Source organism: Pseudomonas syringae group sp. 247E2 (genome assembly GCF_032587795.1).
Lineage (GTDB): Bacteria > Pseudomonadota > Gammaproteobacteria > Pseudomonadales > Pseudomonadaceae > Aquipseudomonas > Aquipseudomonas amygdali.
The window spans coordinates 83,002-102,448 of the sequence record NZ_JAWHPK010000010.1; the positions used below are offsets into that span (position 1 = coordinate 83,002).

General features: G+C 59.7%; 17 protein-coding genes and 1 pseudogene. 9 read left to right on the plus strand and 9 right to left on the minus strand.

Going from position 1 to position 19,447, the window contains the following annotated elements; translation table 11 throughout:
* Positions 1–72: 72 nt before the first annotated feature.
* Positions 73–561, minus strand: a complete 489-nt coding sequence (locus tag RYC18_RS12220) for a glutathione peroxidase (protein ID WP_002552206.1) — start codon at positions 559–561, stop codon at positions 73–75.
* A gap of 132 nt (positions 562–693) precedes the next feature.
* The gene (locus tag RYC18_RS12225) at positions 694–1,179 is read right to left on the minus strand and encodes a peptidylprolyl isomerase (protein ID WP_002552205.1); all 486 of its coding nucleotides are present in this window, start codon (positions 1,177–1,179) and stop codon (positions 694–696) included.
* A gap of 14 nt (positions 1,180–1,193) precedes the next feature.
* On the opposite strand from RYC18_RS12225, the gene RYC18_RS12230 reads away from it, so the two are divergent.
* From RYC18_RS12230 to RYC18_RS12240, 3 genes are all read left to right on the plus strand, one after another.
* Entirely contained in the window at positions 1,194–1,499 is a 306-nt protein-coding gene (locus RYC18_RS12230; protein WP_005733216.1) for a DUF3565 domain-containing protein, read from the plus strand.
* A 77-nt stretch (positions 1,500–1,576) separates the two neighbouring features.
* Positions 1,577–3,667 carry a phosphate acetyltransferase gene (gene pta, locus RYC18_RS12235; protein WP_002552203.1) on the plus strand — a complete coding sequence of 697 codons (2,091 nt, stop codon included), beginning with the start codon at positions 1,577–1,579 and terminating at the stop codon, positions 3,665–3,667.
* A gap of 63 nt (positions 3,668–3,730) precedes the next feature.
* Positions 3,731–4,642: an acyltransferase gene (locus RYC18_RS12240; RefSeq protein ID WP_005746189.1), complete on the plus strand. Its 912-nt coding sequence runs from the start codon at positions 3,731–3,733 to the stop codon at positions 4,640–4,642.
* Positions 4,643–4,792: 150 nt separating this feature from the next.
* On the opposite strand, the gene RYC18_RS12245 is transcribed toward RYC18_RS12240, so the two are convergent.
* From RYC18_RS12245 to rutR, 6 genes are all read right to left on the minus strand, one after another.
* Positions 4,793–5,482 carry an OmpA family protein gene (locus RYC18_RS12245; protein WP_005733218.1) on the minus strand — a complete coding sequence of 230 codons (690 nt, stop codon included), beginning with the start codon at positions 5,480–5,482 and terminating at the stop codon, positions 4,793–4,795.
* A gap of 113 nt (positions 5,483–5,595) precedes the next feature.
* Entirely contained in the window at positions 5,596–6,522 is a 927-nt protein-coding gene (locus RYC18_RS12250; RefSeq protein WP_044294090.1) for an ABC transporter permease, read from the minus strand.
* Complete coding sequence (locus RYC18_RS12255) at positions 6,522–7,637, minus strand: ABC transporter permease (protein WP_005746191.1); 1,116 nt, start codon at positions 7,635–7,637, stop codon at positions 6,522–6,524. Before RYC18_RS12255 ends, RYC18_RS12250 begins: the two co-directional genes overlap by 1 nt.
* Positions 7,630–9,141, minus strand: a complete 1,512-nt coding sequence (locus tag RYC18_RS12260) for an ABC transporter ATP-binding protein (RefSeq protein WP_117139491.1) — start codon at positions 9,139–9,141, stop codon at positions 7,630–7,632. Before RYC18_RS12260 ends, RYC18_RS12255 begins: the two co-directional genes overlap by 8 nt.
* Positions 9,138–10,229 carry a BMP family ABC transporter substrate-binding protein gene (locus RYC18_RS12265; protein ID WP_004659938.1) on the minus strand — a complete coding sequence of 364 codons (1,092 nt, stop codon included), beginning with the start codon at positions 10,227–10,229 and terminating at the stop codon, positions 9,138–9,140. The genes RYC18_RS12260 and RYC18_RS12265 overlap by 4 nt, the downstream gene beginning before the upstream one ends.
* A 221-nt stretch (positions 10,230–10,450) precedes the next feature.
* Positions 10,451–11,179 (minus strand): pyrimidine utilization regulatory protein R, encoded by a 729-nt coding sequence (gene rutR / locus RYC18_RS12270; protein WP_005752985.1) that lies wholly within the window; start codon positions 11,177–11,179, stop codon positions 10,451–10,453.
* Positions 11,180–11,449: 270 nt separating this feature from the next.
* Here rutR and rutA point away from each other — a divergent pair, with 270 nt between their 5' ends.
* The 6 genes and pseudogenes from rutA (at position 11,450) to RYC18_RS12300 (ending at position 16,502) form a co-directional block, all read left to right on the plus strand.
* Positions 11,450–12,532, plus strand: coding sequence for a pyrimidine utilization protein A (gene rutA / locus RYC18_RS12275; protein WP_002552196.1), 1,083 nt, complete (start codon positions 11,450–11,452; stop codon positions 12,530–12,532).
* Positions 12,532–13,269 (plus strand): pyrimidine utilization protein B, encoded by a 738-nt coding sequence (gene rutB, locus RYC18_RS12280; protein WP_002552195.1) that lies wholly within the window; start codon positions 12,532–12,534, stop codon positions 13,267–13,269. Before rutA ends, rutB begins: the two co-directional genes overlap by 1 nt.
* 10 nt (positions 13,270–13,279) lie before the next feature.
* Positions 13,280–13,663: a pyrimidine utilization protein C gene (gene rutC, locus RYC18_RS12285; RefSeq protein WP_002552194.1), complete on the plus strand. Its 384-nt coding sequence runs from the start codon at positions 13,280–13,282 to the stop codon at positions 13,661–13,663.
* A 44-nt stretch (positions 13,664–13,707) separates the two neighbouring features.
* Positions 13,708–14,485 (plus strand): annotated as a pseudogene (gene rutD, locus RYC18_RS12290) (pyrimidine utilization protein D).
* A 13-nt stretch (positions 14,486–14,498) separates the two neighbouring features.
* Positions 14,499–15,035 carry an NADH-dependent FMN reductase RutF gene (gene rutF, locus RYC18_RS12295; protein ID WP_011167871.1) on the plus strand — a complete coding sequence of 179 codons (537 nt, stop codon included), beginning with the start codon at positions 14,499–14,501 and terminating at the stop codon, positions 15,033–15,035.
* Positions 15,036–15,320: 285 nt separating this feature from the next.
* A complete protein-coding gene (locus tag RYC18_RS12300) occupies positions 15,321–16,502 on the plus strand; it encodes an HD-GYP domain-containing protein (RefSeq protein ID WP_005746197.1) in 1,182 nt (393 codons plus the stop codon).
* 24 nt (positions 16,503–16,526) lie between these two features.
* On the opposite strand, the gene RYC18_RS12305 is transcribed toward RYC18_RS12300, so the two are convergent.
* Complete coding sequence (locus RYC18_RS12305) at positions 16,527–19,256, minus strand: LuxR C-terminal-related transcriptional regulator (protein WP_316886165.1); 2,730 nt, start codon at positions 19,254–19,256, stop codon at positions 16,527–16,529.
* Positions 19,257–19,447: the final 191 nt, after the last annotated feature.

Here is a 19,447-nt window from a genome sequence, read left to right on the forward strand (position 1 = left end):
AGTGCAAAAGCCGCCAAGGCGCAAGACAGCCGGGCAAGCACACGCTAACCCGGTGCTACCTCGACGAGGTGATCAGCTTTGTGCCAAGGCTTTTTCAATGGCCTGAATCACTGCGGGATCATCCGGTGCAGTACGCGGAGAGAAACGCGCGCTCACGCCACCGTTCTTGCCGACCAGAAACTTTTCGAAATTCCAGGTGATATCCCCGGGAAACTCGGCGCCTTCGCCAGCCAGCAGGCGATAAAGCGAATGCCGGTCAGGGCCATTGACGTCGAGTTTTTCACCCAGCGTAAAGGTCACGCCGTAATTGAGTTCGCAAAATTCGGCGATCTCTTTTTCGCTGCCCGGTTCCTGCCCGGCAAACTGGTTGCACGGCAGCCCGAGAATCTCCAGGCCCTTGTCCTTGTATTGCTGATAGAGGTTTTCAAGTGCTGCGTATTGCGGTGTCAGCCCGCATTTGGACGCGACGTTGACCACCAGAACCACTTTGTTCTTGAAACCCGCCATCGGCAGTTCCTGACCACCCAGCGCTTTCAATTTGATGTCGTGAAAAGCACTCATGAGAACCCCTTTTGAAACAAGTAACCCAAAGCCACAACCTGAAAAAAGGCACCGTGACCGCACGCGTAACGAAAGTCGTCATCGCAGAACAGCCAGGGCGCCTTTTCAGTGACCTGAGCTTAGCAGCACAAATCAGTGTTGATGACCGCCTTCACCGTGAACATGGCCGTGAGCCATTTCTTCTTCACTGGCGTCGCGGATAGCCACAACCTTTACGTCGAAGTTCAGGCGCTGGCCCGCGAGCGGGTGGTTGCCGTCAACAGTAACGTCATCGCCGTCCAGATCGCGGATGGTCACGATCTGCATGCCGCCGTCCGGACCGGATGCGTGGAACTGCATGCCGACTTCGAGTTTGTCGACACCTTCGAACATGCTGGCGCTCAGGGTGCTGACCAGTTCGGCGGAGTATTCACCATAGGCATCTTCCGGCTCGACGGCTACCTTCAGCTCGTCACCGACGTCCTTGCCTTCCAGCGCCTTTTCCAGGCCCGGGATGATGTTGCCTGCACCTTGCAGGTAAACCAGCGGCGCACCACCGGCAGAGCTGTCGATGACCTCACCAGCGTCGTTGGTCAGGGTATAGTCAATGGAGACAGCCTTATTGGCGGCGATCGGCATGGGGACAAGACCTTTTGCTTAAGATTGAAGAACGAGCAAGTTTAACCAAGCAATCGCCCGAAAGCGAACGCAACTCTGACAAACGGCCCAGAATGGAAGGTTCAACTGTTATCAACTTGCAACAGGATCAAGAAGGGCACTGGATTGCCGTGCTGTCCTGCGGCCACACTCAGCACCTGCGCCATCAGCCGCCATGGCAGTCGCGAGCCTGGGTTCTTGACCCGATAAAACGCCAACAGATGACAGGTCAGGCCTTTCGCTGCGGCTGGTGTGCTAACGCCGCAGATAACGATAGTCTTGCCGCAGAGAAATCGCGTTAGACGATTTCCGGACTTTTTTGGTCAGCAGCTGTTCCCTATGTGCTGCGACCCTTGCACTGCTCAATCGAGAAGCCAGTATGCAGACTTTTTTTATCGCCCCCACTGACTTCGGCGTGGGGTTGACCTCTATCAGCCTGGGCCTGGTGCGCACACTGGAGCGCGCAGGCTTGAAAGTAGGTTTTTTCAAACCGATTGCCCAGCCGCACCCCGGCGATCTGGGCCCCGAGCGCTCGACCGAACTGATGGCCCGCACCCACGGCCTGAAGCCGCCCAAGCCTCTGGGGCTGGCGCATGTCGAGCGCATGCTCGGCGATGGTCAACTGGATGAACTGCTCGAAGAGATCATTAATCTTTATCAACAGGCAGCTGTCGGCAAGGACGTGCTGGTGGTCGAAGGCATGGTCCCGACCCGCAGCGCGAGCTATGCCGCGCGGGTCAATCTGCATCTGGCCAAGAGCCTGGATGCTGACGTCATTCTGGTCTCTGCCCCGGAAAACGAAGTGCTTGCCGAGCTGTCGGGCAGGGTCGAATTGCAGGCCCAGCTGTTTGGTGGCCCCAAGGACCCGAAGGTGCTGGGCGTGATACTCAACAAGGTGCGCACCGAAGAGAGCATGGAAGTCTTCTCCTCTCGCCTGAAAGAGCACTCTCCACTGCTGCGCAGTGGCGATTTCCGACTGCTGGGCTGCATTCCCTATCGTGCTGAACTCAATGCCCCGCGCACTCGTGATGTGGCCGAATTGCTAGGCGCGCAGGTACTCAACGCAGGCGATTACGATCAGCGGCGCATGTCCAGAATCATTATCTGTGCCCGAACGGTGCTCAATACCGTTCCACTGCTCAAGCCGGGCGTGCTGGTCGTGACGCCGGGCGACCGTGACGACATCATTCTGGCAGTGAGCCTGGCGGCAATAAATGGCGTACCGCTGGCGGGCCTGTTGCTGACCAGCGATACCGTGCCCGACCCGCGCATCATGGAACTGTGCCGAGGTGCATTCCAGGCCGGTCTGCCTGTGCTGTCGGTCAGCAGCGGTTCCTATGACACGGCAAACCGGCTCAATCAGTTAAACAAGGAAATCCCCATCGATGACCGCGAGCGCGCGGAAAACATCACCGATTTCGTGGCCGGCCATCTGGACGCCGGCTGGCTGCACCAGCGTTGCGGAACACCCCGCGAGCTGCGCCTGTCGCCTGCCGTGTTTCGCTATCAACTGATCCAGCGAGCGCAGGCAGCCAACAAGCGTATTGTCCTGCCCGAAGGCAACGAACCGCTGACCATTCAGGCGGCGGCCATCTGCCAGGCGCGCGGTATCGCCCGTTGTGTGTTACTGGCCAGACCCGAGGAAGTTCAGGCCGTGGCTCAGGCACACGGTATCGAGCTGCCACCGGGGCTGGAGATTCTTGACCCGGAGCTGATTCGCGAGCGCTATGTTGCGCCGATGGTGGAACTGCGCAAAAACAAAAGCCTGAACGCGCCCATGGCCGAGCAACAGCTCGAAGACCCGGTGGTTATCGGCACCGTAATGCTGGCGCTGGACGAAGTCGACGGGCTGGTATCGGGTGTCATTCACTCCACCGCCAACACCATCCGGCCTGCCCTGCAACTGATCAAGACCGCGCCGGGCTGCACGCTGGTGTCTTCGGTATTTTTCATGCTGTTCCCCGAGCAGGTGCTGATGTACGGCGACTGCATCATGAACCCGCATCCGAGTGCCAGCGAGCTGTCCGAGATCGCCTTGCAAAGCGCCGACTCAGCCACTGCGTTCGGCATTTCGCCACGGGTAGCGATGATCAGCTATTCCAGCGGCAACTCGGCCAGCGGCGAAGAAGTGGAGAAGGTCCGCGAAGCAACGCAACTGGCACGAGAAACCCGGCGCGATCTATTGATCGACGGGCCGCTGCAGTATGATGCGGCCGCCAACGAACATGTCGCCCGACAGCTGGCTCCGGACAGCCCGGTGGCAGGACGTGCCAACGTGTTCGTGTTCCCGGACCTCAATACTGGCAATACCACTTACAAGGCGGTGCAACGCAGTGCCGACTGTGTAAGCCTTGGCCCGATGCTGCAAGGCCTGCGCAAGCCGGTGAACGACCTGCCACGTGGCGCACAGGTGGATGACATCGTCTATACCATCGCACTGACGGCGATACAGGCCGACACGCTGTCCTGATACCTACTCATGATGCCGCAGACCCATCTGCGGCTTCCGACAACTTCCGGAGCCATCTCCTTCATGGATTTCCTGCCTGCCCCGTTGCGCGGCGTCATCGCATCGCTGTTATTGGCGCTGAACACCATCGTCTGTTGCACGGTGCTGTTCGCGGTCACGATCCTCAAGATCTGCCTGCCTTTCTCTGCGGCACAGCGCTTTACCGACTGGCTGATGAGCCACATCCATGAAACCTGGATCGGCAACAACAATGCCTGGATCAAGCTGCTCTGCCACACCCGCTGGCACCTGAGCGGGCTGGAAGGGCTCGATTACAAACACTCGTATCTGGTCACCAGCAATCACCAGAGCTGGGTCGACATCATGGTCTTGCAATACGTGCTCAACCGGCGCATTCGTCCGTTGAAATTCTTCCTCAAGCAGGAGTTGATCTGGGTCCCGATCATCGGTCTGGCGTGGTGGGCGTTGGGTTTTCCGTTCATGAAGCGTTACTCCAAGGCGTACCTTGCGAAACACCCGGAAAAGAAAGGCAAGGACCTGGAAACCACCCGCCACACCTGCGCGAAGTTTCGTCACAACCCGGTGGGCATCTTCAACTTCGCAGAAGGCACGCGCTTCACCGCCGGTAAGCACGCGCAGCAGAACTCGCCCTTCCGCCACTTGCTCAAACCCAAGGCTGGCGGCATTGCCTTCGTGCTCGATGCGATGGGCGAACAGCTGGAGTCGATCATCAACGTGACCATCCACTACCCGGGCGGGCAACCCGGCTACTGGGACCTGTTGTGCGGCAATGTGAGGGAAGTGGTTGCCCACTTCGAAGAGATCAAAATCCCGCAGCAGTTTCTCGGCAGGAACTACGACCAGGACGGCGAGTACCGCCTGGAATTCCAGCAGTGGATCAATGCGCTATGGGAACAGAAAGACCGGCTGCTGGACAGCTTGCATGAGCAGTATCCAGCACAGCCGCGAGCGTGAGGCACGATAATATCCCTATCGTGCGACGCTCCGCGTCGGCATGCCTTTCAGGACGCTCTGCGTCCTCTTGCGACGCAGAGCATTGCGAACTGCAGTTCACTGGAGCGTAAGGAACGAGAAACCAATATCGTGCCAACGCAACGTTGTTGATCAGTACTGCTGACCCGGAATCGGCTTGAGGTTTACCTCGACACGGCGGTTCTGGGCGCGGCCATTGACATCGGCGTTGCTGGCAATCGGTTGGTCGGGGCCCGCGCCGCGCACTGACAGGTGCGATTGATCAACGCCCTGCGAAGTCAGGTACGTCGCAACGCTTTGTGCGCGCTGCTGCGACAGGTCCATGTTGTGCTGGCGGCTGCCGGTGCTGTCGGTGTAACCGACGATTTCAATGTTGTTCTGGTTGAACTGCTTGAGTGAATTCGCCAGGTTGTTGAGCGGCGAATAGAAGCTGCTGGCGATTGCCGAAGAGTCCGTTGCGAACGTTATGTTACCCGGCATGATCAGTTTGATCTGGTCACCCTGACGCTGCACCTCGACGCCAGTATTGGCCATGCTCGCGCGCAATGCTGCTTCCTGCTTGTCTGCGTAATAGCCATACCCCGCCGATGCAGCGCCCGCAACGGCAGCACCAATCAATGCGCCCTTGCCACGATGATTGTGGTCGATGGCGGCACCTGCTACTGCACCGGCCAATGCGCCGAGTCCGCCGTACTTGGCTGTTTTGCTCATGCCACCGGAGCTTTGCGCCTGGCCTTGATTGTCATAGGGATTGGATGTTGCACAGCCCGACAGCATGGCTACGGCGGTGGCAACAATGATCAAACGACGCGAGGTAAACATTCAGGAGCTCCTGGTTTTGACGAACGCTGGTAACCGGATTAGAGCATGCCAGCTGTCAAAAATTCCTTAACCCCTGCTGAACCGCCCGTATTACGGCGCTTGACGTGTTTTGCTCAGCGTCGTTCCTCACGAATATAAGGCTCGCCCAACGCACCCGGCTGACTGCTGGATTGACGCTTGCCGCTTGCCACCCAGACCATCACCAACAACGTGACCGCGTAGGGCGTCATCAAGACGAAATACTGAGGCAGGCGCACCCCCGTGGCCGCCAATTGCGGAATCAGCGCCTCGATGCCACCGAACAGCAAAGCACCGGCCAACGCACGCCAAGGCGACCAGCGCGCGAAGATCACCAGCGAAACCGCAATCCAGCCGCGTCCGCCTGTCATGTCCGCGATCCACATCTTGGTACTGAGTACGGCAATGAAGCCGCCCGCCAGCCCCATCAATGCAGAACCGGCGACAATTGCCGCCAAGCGGTAACCCAACACAGAAATGCCTGCGGCATCGGCGGCCTGCGGGTTCTCGCCAACCGCCCGCAAACGCAGCCCGGTTCGGGAGCGGTCAAGCAGCCAGACCACCGCAATGAAAATCACCACGGTCAAATACACCAGTGGGTTCTGAACAAACACCCTGCCTACCACCGGCAGCTCGGACAAAGGCCATAGTTCCAACGCCTGCAAGCCGCTGACTGGCCGGTTGGTCCAGCCAAGCAGCGTACCCAGCAGACCGGTCAAACCCTGACAGAAGAACACCAGCGCCAGGCCGGCAATCACCTGATTGATCCGCAGCACCAACACCATCAGCGCAAACAGCAACGAAACCAGGCCTGCCGCCACCATCGACGCCAGCAGCGAAAGACCAGGCGAGCCCAGGCTCAACTGCATACCGATGCCCGCCAATGCGCCGACCAGCATCAGCCCCTCGACGCCCAGCGCCAGTACACCGCTGCGCTCGATGAGGATCAGGCCCAGTGCGGCCAGCGCAAACGGCACGGCGAAATCCGGTGCGCTGCCCAACCAGTGGGAAATAAGCTCCATCAACGTTCTCCTGCCTGAATGCGCCGCAGGCGATGGCGGATGAAAAAGTCCGACGACGCGACGCAGATCACCAGGATTGCCTGGATCAGTTGCACCATCGAAAACGGAATCTGATAGAACACCTGCAGGTTGCGCCCGGCCACGAACAGCATGGCGATCAGCAGCGCGACCACGGTAGCGGCCACTGGGTTATTGCGGGCCAGAAAGGCGATGAGAATCCCGGAAAAACCGTAGCCCTGATAGAACGACTGGGTAAGGCGCCCTTCCTGCCCGGACGTCACAACGAAACCTGCGAGCCCCGCCAGCGCACCTGAAAGCAGCACAGTGCCGATAATCATCTTGCGCACCGGCACACCCACAGCCCCGGCGACCTTCGGGTTGGCATCGACGAAGCGCAGGTACAGCCCGGCCCGCGAGACGCCGACAAACCACAGGGTCAGGCCGGTGACCAACAGCGCCAGGGGGATCGCTGCGTTATACCCCGCAAACAGATCAGGCAGACGCTCAAAGCTCTGAAACGCGGGCGAGTAGGGAAAGTTGTCTCGCGGGTCCTTCCAACTGCCATAAACCAGATGCAGAAGGAAGTTGGCGGCGATGTAATTGAGCATCAGGGTCGAGATGATCTCGTTGACCTGCCACTTGAGCTTCAACAGCACCGGCCCCAGGCTCCACAGCAACCCGCAGATCACAGCCGCCGCCATCATCAGCGGCAGGCGCAGAACTTCCGGCCCCACCTGGAACAGCGAAATCGCCGTGGCACCAATCGCTCCCCAGATCATCTGGCCCTCCAGCCCCAGGTTCCAGAAGCGCGCACGAAACGCCATGCACCCGGCCAGGCCGACCATAATCATCGGCGACGCCTGAAACAGCACAGCCTTGAAGTTTTGGGCATCGAACACCGTTTGAACGACGAATTCGTTGAGCAACTCGTCAGCAGGCACCCCGGCAAGAATCAGGATAGTAGTACAGATCGCCAGGCCGACCAGCAACGCCAGGGCTATGATCAGCGCCTGCAAGGGCCAGCCAGTCTGCTGACGAAGTTCCAGCGTGTAGCGGCGCGAAAGCAACGGTTGGCGTGCCGGAGCAGTCTGTTGCAATGCAGTTGTGTCACTCATGGCTCACCATCGCTTTGCCGATAGCCTGACGGTCAGCGGGGTAATCGAACTCGGCGACGACACGCCCGCCGTTCATTACGCCGATACGGTCAGCCAGGCTCAATACTTCGTCCAGGTCTTCGCTGATCACCAGCACCGCAGCGCCTGCATCGCGTGCCGCGCGCAGGCGGGCATGCACCGCCTGTGTGGCACGCACGTCCAGGCCACGGCTCGGGCTATGCACCAGCACCAATTGCGGGTCGCGGCTGAATTCACGGGCGATCACCAGTTTCTGTGCGTTGCCGCCCGACAGCAGTGCAGCTTTCTGATCGAGAGAGCGCACGCCCTGCACATCGAAGTCCGCCACCGCGCTTTGCGCGTCCTGTTTCAGGCGCTTGTAGCCCAGACGCCAGAAAGAACCGTATTGCCCGCTATGGATGTTGCCGATGCCGAAGTTCTCGGCCACCGACAGCGACCCGGCCAGCGCCGCGCCGTAGCGGTCCGCCGGGATGGAAGCGATGCGCAGTTGCCGACGCTGATCAGCCGACGCACTGCGCAGGTCGCCAAAAGAGGCCATGTGGATTTCGCCCTCGGTGGCCTGCGGCAGCCCCATCAATGCGTTGGCCAGTTCGGCCTGACCATTGCCGCCAACGCCTGCAATACCGTAGATCTGCCCGGCGTGCAGGGTCATGTTCACGCCGTTGAGTGCGCCACTGCCGACGCTGCGCAAATCGCGTACCTGTAAACGCACCTCACCAGGCGTTGCGCAATGATGTTCTGCGACCGGCACCGACTCGCCCACGGTCAGTTGCACCAGTTGCTCGACACTCACCTTCTGCGGGTCAACAGTCTGCACGGTGCGCCCGCCGCGCATCACGGTCACACGGTCGGCATAGCGTTTGACGTCGGCCATCTTGTGCGTCACCAGAATCACCGCAGCGCCCTGCCGCGCAAAGGCCTGAACGGTCAGCAGCAAACGTTCGGCCTCCTGATCGGTCAGGACTGCGGTCGGCTCATCAAGGATCAGAATGCGCGCACCGGCCAGCAGCACCTTGAGAATCTCGACGCGCTGCTGCTCGGCGACCGACAGGCTGTCGACGGTCCGGGCCGGGTCAATCGCAAACCCCAGTTCGTCCGCCTTGCTGACAATCTCTTGCTCCAGCGCACGCAGACGCTTTCGATAGCTGCCTTCGCCCGGTTGCTCGGGCAGTGCCAACAGAATGTTCTGCGCCACTGTAAAGGGCTTCACCAGCTTGAAGTGCTGGTGAACCATGCCAATCCGGTAACGGCTGGCGTCCCTGGGCCCCTGAAGCCGAACCGGGTTGTCGTCCAGCAGCAGCGTGCCGGTTTCCGGTGCGTACAGCCCGGCTGCAATGTTCATCAGCGATGACTTGCCTGCACCGTTCTCGCCCAGCAACGCATGCACTTCGCCCCAACAGGCGGTGAAATCGGCATCGATCAGCGCCTTGAAGCCATCGAACGATTTACTGATGCCGGTGAGTTGCAGCGCGTTGACCTGACTCATTGCTGAGTCTTCACGCCTTCGACAAACCAGTCCATCTTCCACAGATCCGGGTCAGACAATTGCTGACCGGCCGCAACCCGCTCCTTGCCGTCACGGTCCGCCAGCGGTCCGCTGTAGATGATTTTCCTGCCTGCCAGCAGTTCGTCACGCTCGGCCATGATCTTCTTGCGATTGTCTTCCGAAATGATCGGGTCTTTGCTCAGCGTGATATCGGTGCCGCCCTGCTGCATCGACAGCAGTGCACCGTTGGCGGGCGGGGTCCAGTTGCCCGCGATGACCTTTTTGAGCTCTGGCCCCAGGAAGCGGTCCCAGACCCACAACGAAGAACAGACGGTTGCCTTGGGGGCAAACTCGCTCAGATCCCGATGGTGGCCGGTGCCATGAATGCCGCGCTCCTGAGCGACGATCTGCGGTGTCGGGCTGTCGACGTGCTGGCCGACCACATCGACGCCGTTGTCGATCAATGCCATGGTTGCCGCGCGCTCCTTGACCGGGTCATTCCAGGCGCCGGTATAAACCACAGTGACGGTGGCTTTCGGATTGATCTGCCGGGCACCCAGTTCGTAGGCGTTGATGGTCCAGTTGACCTGGCCGAACGGGTTGGCGGCGACGAAGCCCAGCTTGCCGGTTTTCGACGCAGCACCAGCGGCCATGCCGCACAGGTACTGGCTCTCGTAGGTACGGCCATAAAACGATTCGAGGTTCGCCGCGTTGGTGGTGCCCGAGCCGTTCAGGAACGCGACATCAGGGTATTTTTTGGCCAGCGCAAGGAAGGTGTCTGAGTAACCGAATGCAGTACCGACGATGATATTGGCACCGCGCGCGATGAGCCGGTCGACCACTGGGGTAATGGCAGCGGCGTTCTCGGGCACGCTTTCAACGAACTGGATTTTTGTGTCCAGATCCTTCTCAAGCTTCACGCGCGCCTCATCGAATGCCTGAGTCCAGCCGCCATCATTGCGCGGGCTGATGTAGACCATGGCGATTTTCGCAGGTCCCTTCAGGGTCAAGCCCTCGGCCTGAGCGAAGCCGGCGGCCCCGAACGCTACAGCCGCACACAATGTCCCGGGCAACAGTTTCTTGTACATAGACGTTTTCCTGAGGGTAATGGCCGATGAGGGCAGCACGTGGCCGACTCTCAGGCCGTAGCAGCATCCATGCCACTACCGGGAAAACGCTATGGAACAACGGCCTGACTCGATTTCACCGCGCAGAACAGATCAAATGGTCTGAATCAGAGCACTTGGTTTGTGCATGACCTGCATTCACTGCGCGTCCAGGGTGCGCGTGTCGGGGCCCGCGCAATTTTTCAGGCAGTACGCGGCAGGATGCCGTCCAGGATCATGCTGCGCAGGCTCGCCAGCACTTCTTCGAAAAACACCGGGTCGTCCAGCGTCTTGCCGGTAACGGCCTCGACCTGAGTGCGGAAATCGGCGTAATGCTGAGTGGTCGCCCACAGGGTGAAAATCAGATGGTGCGGGTTGATCGGGGCCAACTGGCCGCTGTCGATCCAGTGCTGAATGACTGCCACCTTGGCCTGCACCGTGTCGCGCAACGGGTGCTGCAACTCGCCCTGAATCAGCGGCGCGCCCTGCATCACTTCCATACAGAACAGCCGTGATTCGGCCGGGTGATCACGGGACATTTCCAGTTTGGCCTTGATGTAGGCGCCGATAGCCTGCACTGGCTCCTTGTCGGCAGTGAAATGCACCAGCGGGCTCAGCCAGACTTCAAGCAACTGACGCAGTACGTTGAGGTACAGATCATCCTTGCTGCTGAAGTAATACAGCAGGTTGGTCTTGGAAACATCCGCCAGGCTCGCGACCTGATCCAGGCTGCTGCCGTGCACGCCATAGCGGGAAAATATCTCCAGCGCCGCATCGAGAATCAGCGTGCGCTTGCCTTCCATCAGGCGCATGCGCCGCTTCAGGGAAGTAGCACTGGGCTCGCGAGTGGTCTTGACCACGGTTTCGGGCTTGACCTTGCGTCCGCGCTTGCTCGCGGGCTCCGTCACAGGAGGTTTCTTGTTCACGCACATCCATCCAGTGATGCCGAAATGAGCGGGCATCTTAACGGGCGCAGCTGTTTTGTCGATATGGGTTACCCAGCCGGTCGACTCTGCCCCGTCTGCGTGCGCCCTGCACAAACCAAGTGCTCTGATTCAGACCAAATGGTCTGCAAAAAAAGAATTTTATTTGTAAGCAATTGAATAAAAACAATAAAAATTTATGGCCCGCTTAATGCAATGGCGAATTAAGAGATGAATCAAGTGCTCTGGCACGCATCGACCAACGCAGAGAGGCCTTATATGGACATCGGTATCTTCATCCCCATCGGCAACAACGGCTGGCTGATTTCCAGCAACGCACCGCAGTACATGCCGACTTTCGAGCTGAACAAACAGATCGTGCAGACGGCCGAGGGCTACGGTTTCGACTTTGCGTTATCGATGATCAAACTGCGCGGCTTCGGCGGCAAGACAGAGTTCTGGGAGCACAACCTGGAGTCCTTCACGCTAATGGCGGGTCTGGCGGCAGTGACCAGCAAGATCCAGCTGTTCGCCACCGTGGCCACTCTGACCATTCCACCTGCCATCGCGGCACGCATGGCCTCGACCATCGATTCGATCTCCAACGGCCGCTTCGGGATCAACCTGGTCACCGGCTGGCAGAAACCCGAATACGAGCAGATGGGCCTGTGGCCCGGCGATGAGTTCTTCCATACCCGCTATGAATACCTGGCCGAATACGCCCAGGTTCTGCGCGACCTGTGGGCCACCGGCAGCAGTGATTTCAAGGGCGAGCATTTCAGCATGCAGGACTGCCGCGTCAGCCCTCGTCCAAAGGCCGACATGAAGCTGATCTGCGCCGGTCAAAGCGAAGCAGGCATGGCTTTCTCAGCGCAGTACGCCGATTACAACTTCTGCTTCGGCAAGGGCGTGAACACCCCTACTGCGTTTGCGCCCACCGCACAGAAACTGATCGAAGCCAACGAAAAGACCGGCCGCAACGTTACCTCCTGCGTGCTGTTCATGATCATCGCCGACGATACCGATGAAGCGGCAAGGGCTCGCTGGGAGCACATCAAGGACGGTGCAGACGAAGAGGCCATCGCCTGGTTGAGCGAGAAGGGCTCGGCGGATAAGAGCGCCGGTTCGAACCTGCGGCAGATGGCCGACCCGACCTCGGCGGTCAACATCAACATGGGCACGCTGGTCGGCTCTTGGGCCACCGTGGCGCGAATGCTCGATGAAGTCGCCAGTGTGCCGGGGACTCAGGGCGTGATGCTGACCTTCGATGACTTCGTGAAAGGCGTCGAGGATTTCGGCGAGAAAATCCAGCCGCTGATGACCAGTCGCAAGCACATCGCGCAGCTCAAGGAGGTGGTCTGATGAATGCTTCGGCAACTGTCGCAGGCGTCGACCTGCCGGACGGGCAACCCGCCCGTGTGCTGCCCGCCCGTCCCGAGCCGCTGCGCATGAAACCCGGCGAAACAGCGCTGGTGGTCGTCGACATGCAGAACGCCTACGCATCGCTGGGGGGTTATCTGGACCTTGCCGGGTTCGATGTCAGCAGCACCGGGCCGGTTATCGCCAATATCAACAAGGCCTGTGCCGCAGCGCGTGCAGCAGGCATCCCGGTGATCTTTTTCCAGAATGGCTGGGACCCGGCCTATGTCGAGGCGGGAGGGCCCGGCTCGCCGAACTGGCATAAGTCCAATGCCCTGAAAACCATGCGCAAGCGCCCGGAGCTCGAAGGGCAACTGCTGGCCAAAGGCGGATGGGACTATCAACTGGTCGATGAACTCAAGCCACAGCCTGGCGACATTGTGGTGCCGAAAATCCGTTACAGCGGCTTCTTCAATTCCAGTTTTGACAGCGTGTTGCGCAGCCGCGGCATTCGTAACCTGGTATTCACCGGCATCGCCACCAACGTGTGCGTTGAATCCACCCTGCGTGACGGTTTCCACCTGGAGTACTTCGGCGTGGTGCTGGCCGATGCAACCCATCAGGCAGGTCCCGAATTCGCTCAGCAAGCTGCGCTATTCAACATCGAAACCTTCTTCGGCTGGGTTTCCAGCGTCGATGACTTCTGCACCACCTTCAGCCCTGTCGGGCAACCCTCGTGAGGACATACGCATGACCAAGAAAGCGATTATTCCTGCTGGCACCACCAAGCCCATTGCTCCGTTTGTGCCGGGCTCCATGGCCGATGGCGTGCTCTACGTTTCGGGCACGTTACCGTTCGACAAGGACAACAACGTGGTGCACGTCGGCGATGCGACCGCCCAGACCCGTCATGTGCTGGAAACCATCAAAAGCGTGGTCGAAACCGCTGGCGGGACAATGGACGATGTCACCTTTAACATGATCATGATTCGCGACTGGGCCGATTACGCCAAGGTCAACGAGGTGTACGCCGAATACTTCGCGGGCGAGAAACCGGCCCGTTACTGCATCCAGTGCGGTCTGGTAAAGCCCGAGGCGCTGATCGAAATCGCCAGCATCGCCCACATCGGCTGAGCACTGACTTAAAAACCGACCTGAAGCCCACCCGGAGAACGTGCATGTTTCATGAAATTCATCGATGTCAGCATGCCGATGCGCCCCTGTTGGTGCTCAGTTCCGGGTTGGGCGGATCCAGCCGTTACTGGGCGGATGACCTGGCGGCGCTGACCCGCGACCATGACGTACTGGTCTACGATCACGCCGGGACTGGACGCAGCCCTGCGGATTTGCCGGCAGACTATTCGATCCGCCATATGGCCATGGAATTGCTGACCCTGCTCGACTCGCTCGGTATCCAGCGTTGCCATTTCATAGGCCATGCGCTGGGCGGGCTGGTGGGCCTGGAGATTGCGCTGTTGCGCCCCGAATTTTTGCAAAGTCAGGTGCTGATCAATGCGTGGAGCAGCCCCAACCCACACAGCGCGCTGCTTTTCAGTGCGCAAAAAACTGCTGTTGAACAGCGGGCCGGACGCCTACGTGCAAGCGCAGGCACTGTTTCTGTACCCGGCAGACTGGATCGCCGCCAACGGTGCCCGGCTGGCCGATGACGAGGCCCATGCGCTGGCGCATTTTCCCGACACCGACAACCTGCTGCGACGTATTCATGCACTGCAAACCTTCGACGTGGAGGCCAGTCTGGCTCGTATCCAGACGCCGACCCTGCTGATTGCCAACCGCGACGACATGCTGGTGCCCTGGCAACAATCGCAACATCTGGCCGAGGCACTGCCCAACGCCAGGCTGGTGCTGCTGGAATATGGCGGCCACGCCTCGAACATCACCGACCCATTGCCCTTCCAACGCACCCTGCTCGACTTTCTCAACGCACAGACCTGAAAGGACTCATCCCATGCATGCCGACTCTGAAGCCCTTGCCACCCTCCCCGCTGACCCGGTCAGCCAGCTGGCGTTTCGCGATGCAATGTCCAGCCTCGCCGCAGCCGTCAACGTCATCACCACCGATGGCCCCGGCGGCCGCGCCGGTTTTACTGCGACAGCGGTCTGCAGCGTGACCGATCAGCCTCCCACGCTACTGGTTTGTATCAATCGCAGCGCCTCGGTGTATGAAACCTTCATCGAGAACGGCCTGTTATGCGTCAACACACTGGGCAACGGTCAGCAGGACTTGTCCAACCTGTTCGGTGGCAAGCGCTCACAGCAGGAGCGTTTTGACGGTGGCCAGTGGGAAAGCGGGGTGACGGGTGCGCCGATACTGAACAGCGCCAAACTGGCCCTCGACTGCAAGGTGACCCAATCCGTCAGCGTCGGCACACATGACATTCTCTTTTGCCAGGTGCTGGATATAAGGGATCAGGGTGAGTCAGACGCCTTGGTGTACTTTGCCCGTCAGTATCATCACTTGCCAGGTGCGGCACCGGCTGCCTGAAAATACTTTTCAGCACTTGAACGCGTCAGGAAATCTACACTGCGCCTGTTTTGCACAGGGCACTGCGGGCTGCCTGACGGGTTGCTGACACAACAAATAGACAAGATTTTTTCGCAGGCAGCGCCCTATACTGGCACCTTGAGATCAGGATGATCCTTGCAGTCAATGAGGTGAAATCATGTCGATCGGTAGCTCTTGCACTCTGCTGGCCTCATCTGGCAGTTGGCCGTCTGCTTTCTTCGCTTGCCCGTTGCCTGCCGTGCCAACACACCCGGGTGACTGAGCATGCTGAAAAAAATCCCTGTCGCTGAGCTTGCCCTTGGCATGCACATCCATAAAATCTGTCGCCGCTGGACCAACGATCCATTCTGGATAGGCTTGGTCGAAGTCATGCTTGCTGACGTCGAGGTGCTCAAGCGCATCCAGCAATCGGGCACCCGGGAAGTCTGGATCGAAACCGGCAAAAGCCGTGTACTGGCACCCCAAACAGCACCAGCACCCTCCATAAATGACACCGCACCAGCCAGTCTGGACAAGGAAGTCCTGCGCGCCCGGGCCATTTGCGGTAGAGCCAGAAACGCCGTCATGGCCATGTTTACCGAAGCCCGCATGGGCCAGGCGATGGATGTCGACAACGTGCAGTTGCTGGTGGAAGAAATCTCCAGTTCGATCCTGCGCCACCCGCATGCGCTGATCAGCCTGTCACGCTTGAAAACGTCCGACGAGTACACCTACATGCATTCGGTGGCGGTCTGCGCGCTGATGGTTGCGCTCGCCAGACGCATGGGCCTGCCTGATGATCAGGTGCGCGAAGCGGGTGTGGCCGGGCTGATGCACGATGTCGGCAAAATGATGATTGCTCCGCAAGTGCTCAATAAACCGGGCCGCCTCACCCATGACGAATTCGAGATCATGAAGGCTCACCCCGAACTGGGTCTGAAGATACTCAAGGAAAATCAGCCCGTTGCGGCGACGGTAATGGATGTGTGCTTGCACCACCATGAGAAGGTCGACGGCTCGGGCTATCCCCACGGCCTGAAAGGCGACCAGATCAGCATATTTGCGCGCATGGGCGCAGTCTGCGATGTGTATGACGCCATTACCTCCGACCGCCCCTACAAAAAGGGCTGGGGCGTTGCCCATTCGATTCGCGAGATGGCTTCATGGAAAGGCCATTTTGATGATGTGGTGTTTCAAAGCTTCGTCAAGACCGTGGGCATATACCCGACCGGTACGCTGGTGCGCCTGGAAAGCGGGCGTCTCGGCGTTGTGGTCGAGCAAAGTGATGCGTCGCTGTTGAAACCGAGGGTGAAGGTCTTCATGTCGGCACGGACCGGCAAGACGTTCGCCGCGCAGATCATCGATCTGGGCAGTTTTGCCGACCCGGACGTGATCGTCAAAATCGAAACGCCGACCGACTGGGGGCTGGAAGAGGTTGATACGCTGTGGGCGGGCAGCCCGGCCTGATCAGTTGATGAGTCGCCCTGCTGGCTAACCCAGCAAGCCCAGTACCTTTGCCCTCGCCACCGCCTGGGTACGCCGCTCGACGCCCAGTTTGCTGTTGATGTGGCTGGCGTGAGTCTTGACGGTGTGCAGGGAAATGAACAGTTGCTCGCTGATCTCCTGGTTGGAACAGCCCTGCGCAATCAGTTGCAGTACGCCCAGCTCACGCACACTCAGGCAGTCGCTGCCATGCGCAGGTTCGAGTGTCGGCGTGCAGGAGGCCGGGAGTTCTTCCAGCAAGGCCTCGCGAACCTTGCAGGACGGCAGTTGCAGCAGTTGCTCATGCAGCCACTGGGAATGCTCGCCCAGCAGCGTTTTGAAGGGAATAAGAGCCCCTCCGGCCGCTGACTGCAGGCTGCGCAGCAGCAGCTCTCGCGCTTCGTCGCGACGCGTCTGGCTCAGCAGCAGACCTATCTGCTGAGTCATCGCGATAAGCCCGAGCAGTGGCGCGCCCACCTCCCGGGCATGCCGCTCCAGCGCCTGCAAACGTTGCTCGCTGGCAACATCATCACCCTGCAGTCGATCCAGCACCGCACGCTGCAATTCGATGTGTTGTGGCAGTTGCGGATGACACTCGGGGGCCGCAGCGCCCGGCTCACCGTTGTAGGCCTGAGTCAGGCGCAACAACCAGGCTTCGGCGAGGTCCATGCGCCCTTGCAGCAACCACAATTCGCATTTCACCAGAGTCACCATCGCCAGATAGTAGATCGGGGGCACATCCCAGATGTGCATCAAACGTTCGACCTCGGCGAGTTCGGCGAAAGCTTCGGCAAACCGACCGGCGCAGCCCTCCATGGTGGCTATCACGCAGTGGCCGATCAGCACACTGATGTCGCGACAGGCGCGCGCTTCGGCCAGCCCGGCCAGCAATAAAACCCGCCCTTGGTCCACTTGCAGGCGCAGGGTCAGCAAATAGCCTTCATACAGCGTCAGGCGCGCGCGAACTGCGTACAAGCGCACGGTGGACAACCCTTTGAGGCGCTGCTGCCCCCGGCGTACTTCATCAAGCGCACGCAGAATTTCGCCTCGAGCCTGCAAGACCCTGGCGCGATCGTAGTGCGCCAGCGCTTCGAACAGTGGATTGGCAACCCGCTGTGCCAGCTCCAGCGCATCACGATTCAACACGCGGGCGCGCCACAGATCACCATTGGCAACCGCAAGGTTGGCCAGCGTCGACAGGCAGACAAGCCGCTGTCCATAGCGTTTTTCCGGCAAGGTCAGCAGGGCTTCAGTGCAATAGCGTTCGGTCTTTTCACTGTCTCCACGGCCACGCGCGATGATGCCGCTGAGCGCCAGCCACTGGGCAAGCATGGATTTTTGCGCAGTCGCCGAGGGCGCTGGCAGGAACCGGCTCAATTGATTGGCCAGTTCCTCGGCGGCGTCCAGTTGGCAGGCCAGCCCCAGCGCCCAGGCGTAGAGCACAATCAAGCGTGGCGTGCTGGTCAACAGATCATCCGGCAAGTCCATCTTCCAGCGCAGCAACATGCCGACATTCTGCTCGGCCAGCAATTGCTCTTCAGAGAGGCTCTGCACCAGATTGGCGGCCACATCCAGATGCCCGGCGCGCAATGCCTGTTCCACCGCTTCATCCAGCTGGCCCTGAGTGCTGAACCAGCGACAGGCGTTAAGGTGCAGCCGGGTCGGTTGCGCGCCGCCAGCCTGACGCGCGCGCAACAGATCGGAAAACAGATGATGATAGCGAAACCAGTGGCCCTGCTCGTCCAGCGGCACCAAAAAGACCTGATGCGCCTGTAGATAACGGATCATCTCGACGCTGTCATGACTGTCCCGCGCGGCGTCGCACAGCCCGACGCAAAAACGCTCAAGACACGCAGTGTCATAAAGAAACGCCTGAACATCGGCCGGCAGGCAGTCGATCACCTCTTCAAGCAGGTACTCGCGAATCAGCACCTCACTGCCGCGCAGCGCCTGCGACAAAGCACTTTCATCACCCGCTTCAGACGCTGCCAGCAACCAGAATCGCAACCCGGCCACCCAGCCTTCGCTACGCTGAATCAGGTTTTGCAGCACCTCACTGTCGAGCGAGCTGCTATGGCGGTCCAGCACTGCCATTGATTCCGCGTGCGTCAGGCGCAGATCCTGCTCGTTGATTTCCAGCAACTGGCGCGTCAGACGCAGGCGTGCCAGGTGCCAGTCCGGGCGCTGTCGGCTGGTCACCATGACCACCAGCCCAACCGGCAAATGATTGAGAAAAAACTGCAGGCAGCGGTCAAGCACCGGGCCTTGGGCCAGATGATAATCATCCAGCACCAACAGCAGCGGTTTGCTCAGCATCAGGTGCATGGCCAGTTCGTCGAGCAGACCGTCGAGCCATTCCTCGAACGCGAACGGCTGATGGCGCTGACGCATTTTCAGCAGGCTCATTGCCTGCGTGCCCAGTTGCGGGAAAAACTGCTGCAGGCTGCCCAGCAAACGCTCCAGAAAACGACCCGGGTCGCTGTCCCGCGCGCTCAGCCCCAGCCATACGTTCTGCCATTTGTCCGGCAAGCCCTGACAGAACTCGACGGCCAGCGAACTCTTGCCAAACCCGGCCGGGGCGCATACCAGCAGCAGCCTGCAGCTCAGCCCGTCCTCGAGGCGTTGGCACAGGCGGGAACGAGGGACGTAACCCTCAGGGAGTGGCGGGCGAAAAAATCGCCCCTCCAACGCAGGAATCGCGCTGTCTGCGAACCCTTGCATTCGGGACAGATCAGTCATGGCCGGCTCGTGTGAAAATCGTTGTCGCGGCATAGCGGTGTTCGGAGACTAGCGGGTAAATCGCCTCTTTTGAAAGGTCATCACGGAAAAGACTGTAACAAAATTCCTACAGCTTATAAGACCATGTCCTCTACGTGAAAAAGCCCCATTAAAGGGGCTTTTCAAGCACATGGCCATGACATTGATTTACA

What these genes read in the sequence shown, in the direction of transcription:
- RYC18_RS12305 (WP_316886165.1), bottom strand. Translation starts at nt 19,256, where the DNA reads ATGACTGATCTGTCCCGAATGCAAGGGTTCGCAGACAGCGCGATTCCT.
- RYC18_RS12225 (WP_002552205.1), bottom strand. Translation starts at nt 1,179, where the DNA reads ATGCCGATCGCCGCCAATAAGGCTGTCTCCATTGACTATACCCTGACC.
- RYC18_RS12260 (WP_117139491.1), bottom strand. Translation starts at nt 9,141, where the DNA reads ATGAGTCAGGTCAACGCGCTGCAACTCACCGGCATCAGTAAATCGTTC.
- rutR (WP_005752985.1), bottom strand. Translation starts at nt 11,179, where the DNA reads ATGTGCGTGAACAAGAAACCTCCTGTGACGGAGCCCGCGAGCAAGCGC.
- RYC18_RS12240 (WP_005746189.1), top strand. Translation starts at nt 3,731, where the DNA reads ATGGATTTCCTGCCTGCCCCGTTGCGCGGCGTCATCGCATCGCTGTTA.
- RYC18_RS12255 (WP_005746191.1), bottom strand. Translation starts at nt 7,637, where the DNA reads ATGAGTGACACAACTGCATTGCAACAGACTGCTCCGGCACGCCAACCG.
- rutF (WP_011167871.1), top strand. Translation starts at nt 14,499, where the DNA reads ATGCATGCCGACTCTGAAGCCCTTGCCACCCTCCCCGCTGACCCGGTC.
- rutB (WP_002552195.1), top strand. Translation starts at nt 12,532, where the DNA reads ATGAATGCTTCGGCAACTGTCGCAGGCGTCGACCTGCCGGACGGGCAA.
- RYC18_RS12245 (WP_005733218.1), bottom strand. Translation starts at nt 5,482, where the DNA reads ATGTTTACCTCGCGTCGTTTGATCATTGTTGCCACCGCCGTAGCCATG.
- rutC (WP_002552194.1), top strand. Translation starts at nt 13,280, where the DNA reads ATGACCAAGAAAGCGATTATTCCTGCTGGCACCACCAAGCCCATTGCT.
- RYC18_RS12220 (WP_002552206.1), bottom strand. Translation starts at nt 561, where the DNA reads ATGAGTGCTTTTCACGACATCAAATTGAAAGCGCTGGGTGGTCAGGAA.
- pta (WP_002552203.1), top strand. Translation starts at nt 1,577, where the DNA reads ATGCAGACTTTTTTTATCGCCCCCACTGACTTCGGCGTGGGGTTGACC.
- rutA (WP_002552196.1), top strand. Translation starts at nt 11,450, where the DNA reads ATGGACATCGGTATCTTCATCCCCATCGGCAACAACGGCTGGCTGATT.
- RYC18_RS12250 (WP_044294090.1), bottom strand. Translation starts at nt 6,522, where the DNA reads ATGGAGCTTATTTCCCACTGGTTGGGCAGCGCACCGGATTTCGCCGTG.
- RYC18_RS12265 (WP_004659938.1), bottom strand. Translation starts at nt 10,229, where the DNA reads ATGTACAAGAAACTGTTGCCCGGGACATTGTGTGCGGCTGTAGCGTTC.
- RYC18_RS12300 (WP_005746197.1), top strand. Translation starts at nt 15,321, where the DNA reads ATGCTGAAAAAAATCCCTGTCGCTGAGCTTGCCCTTGGCATGCACATC.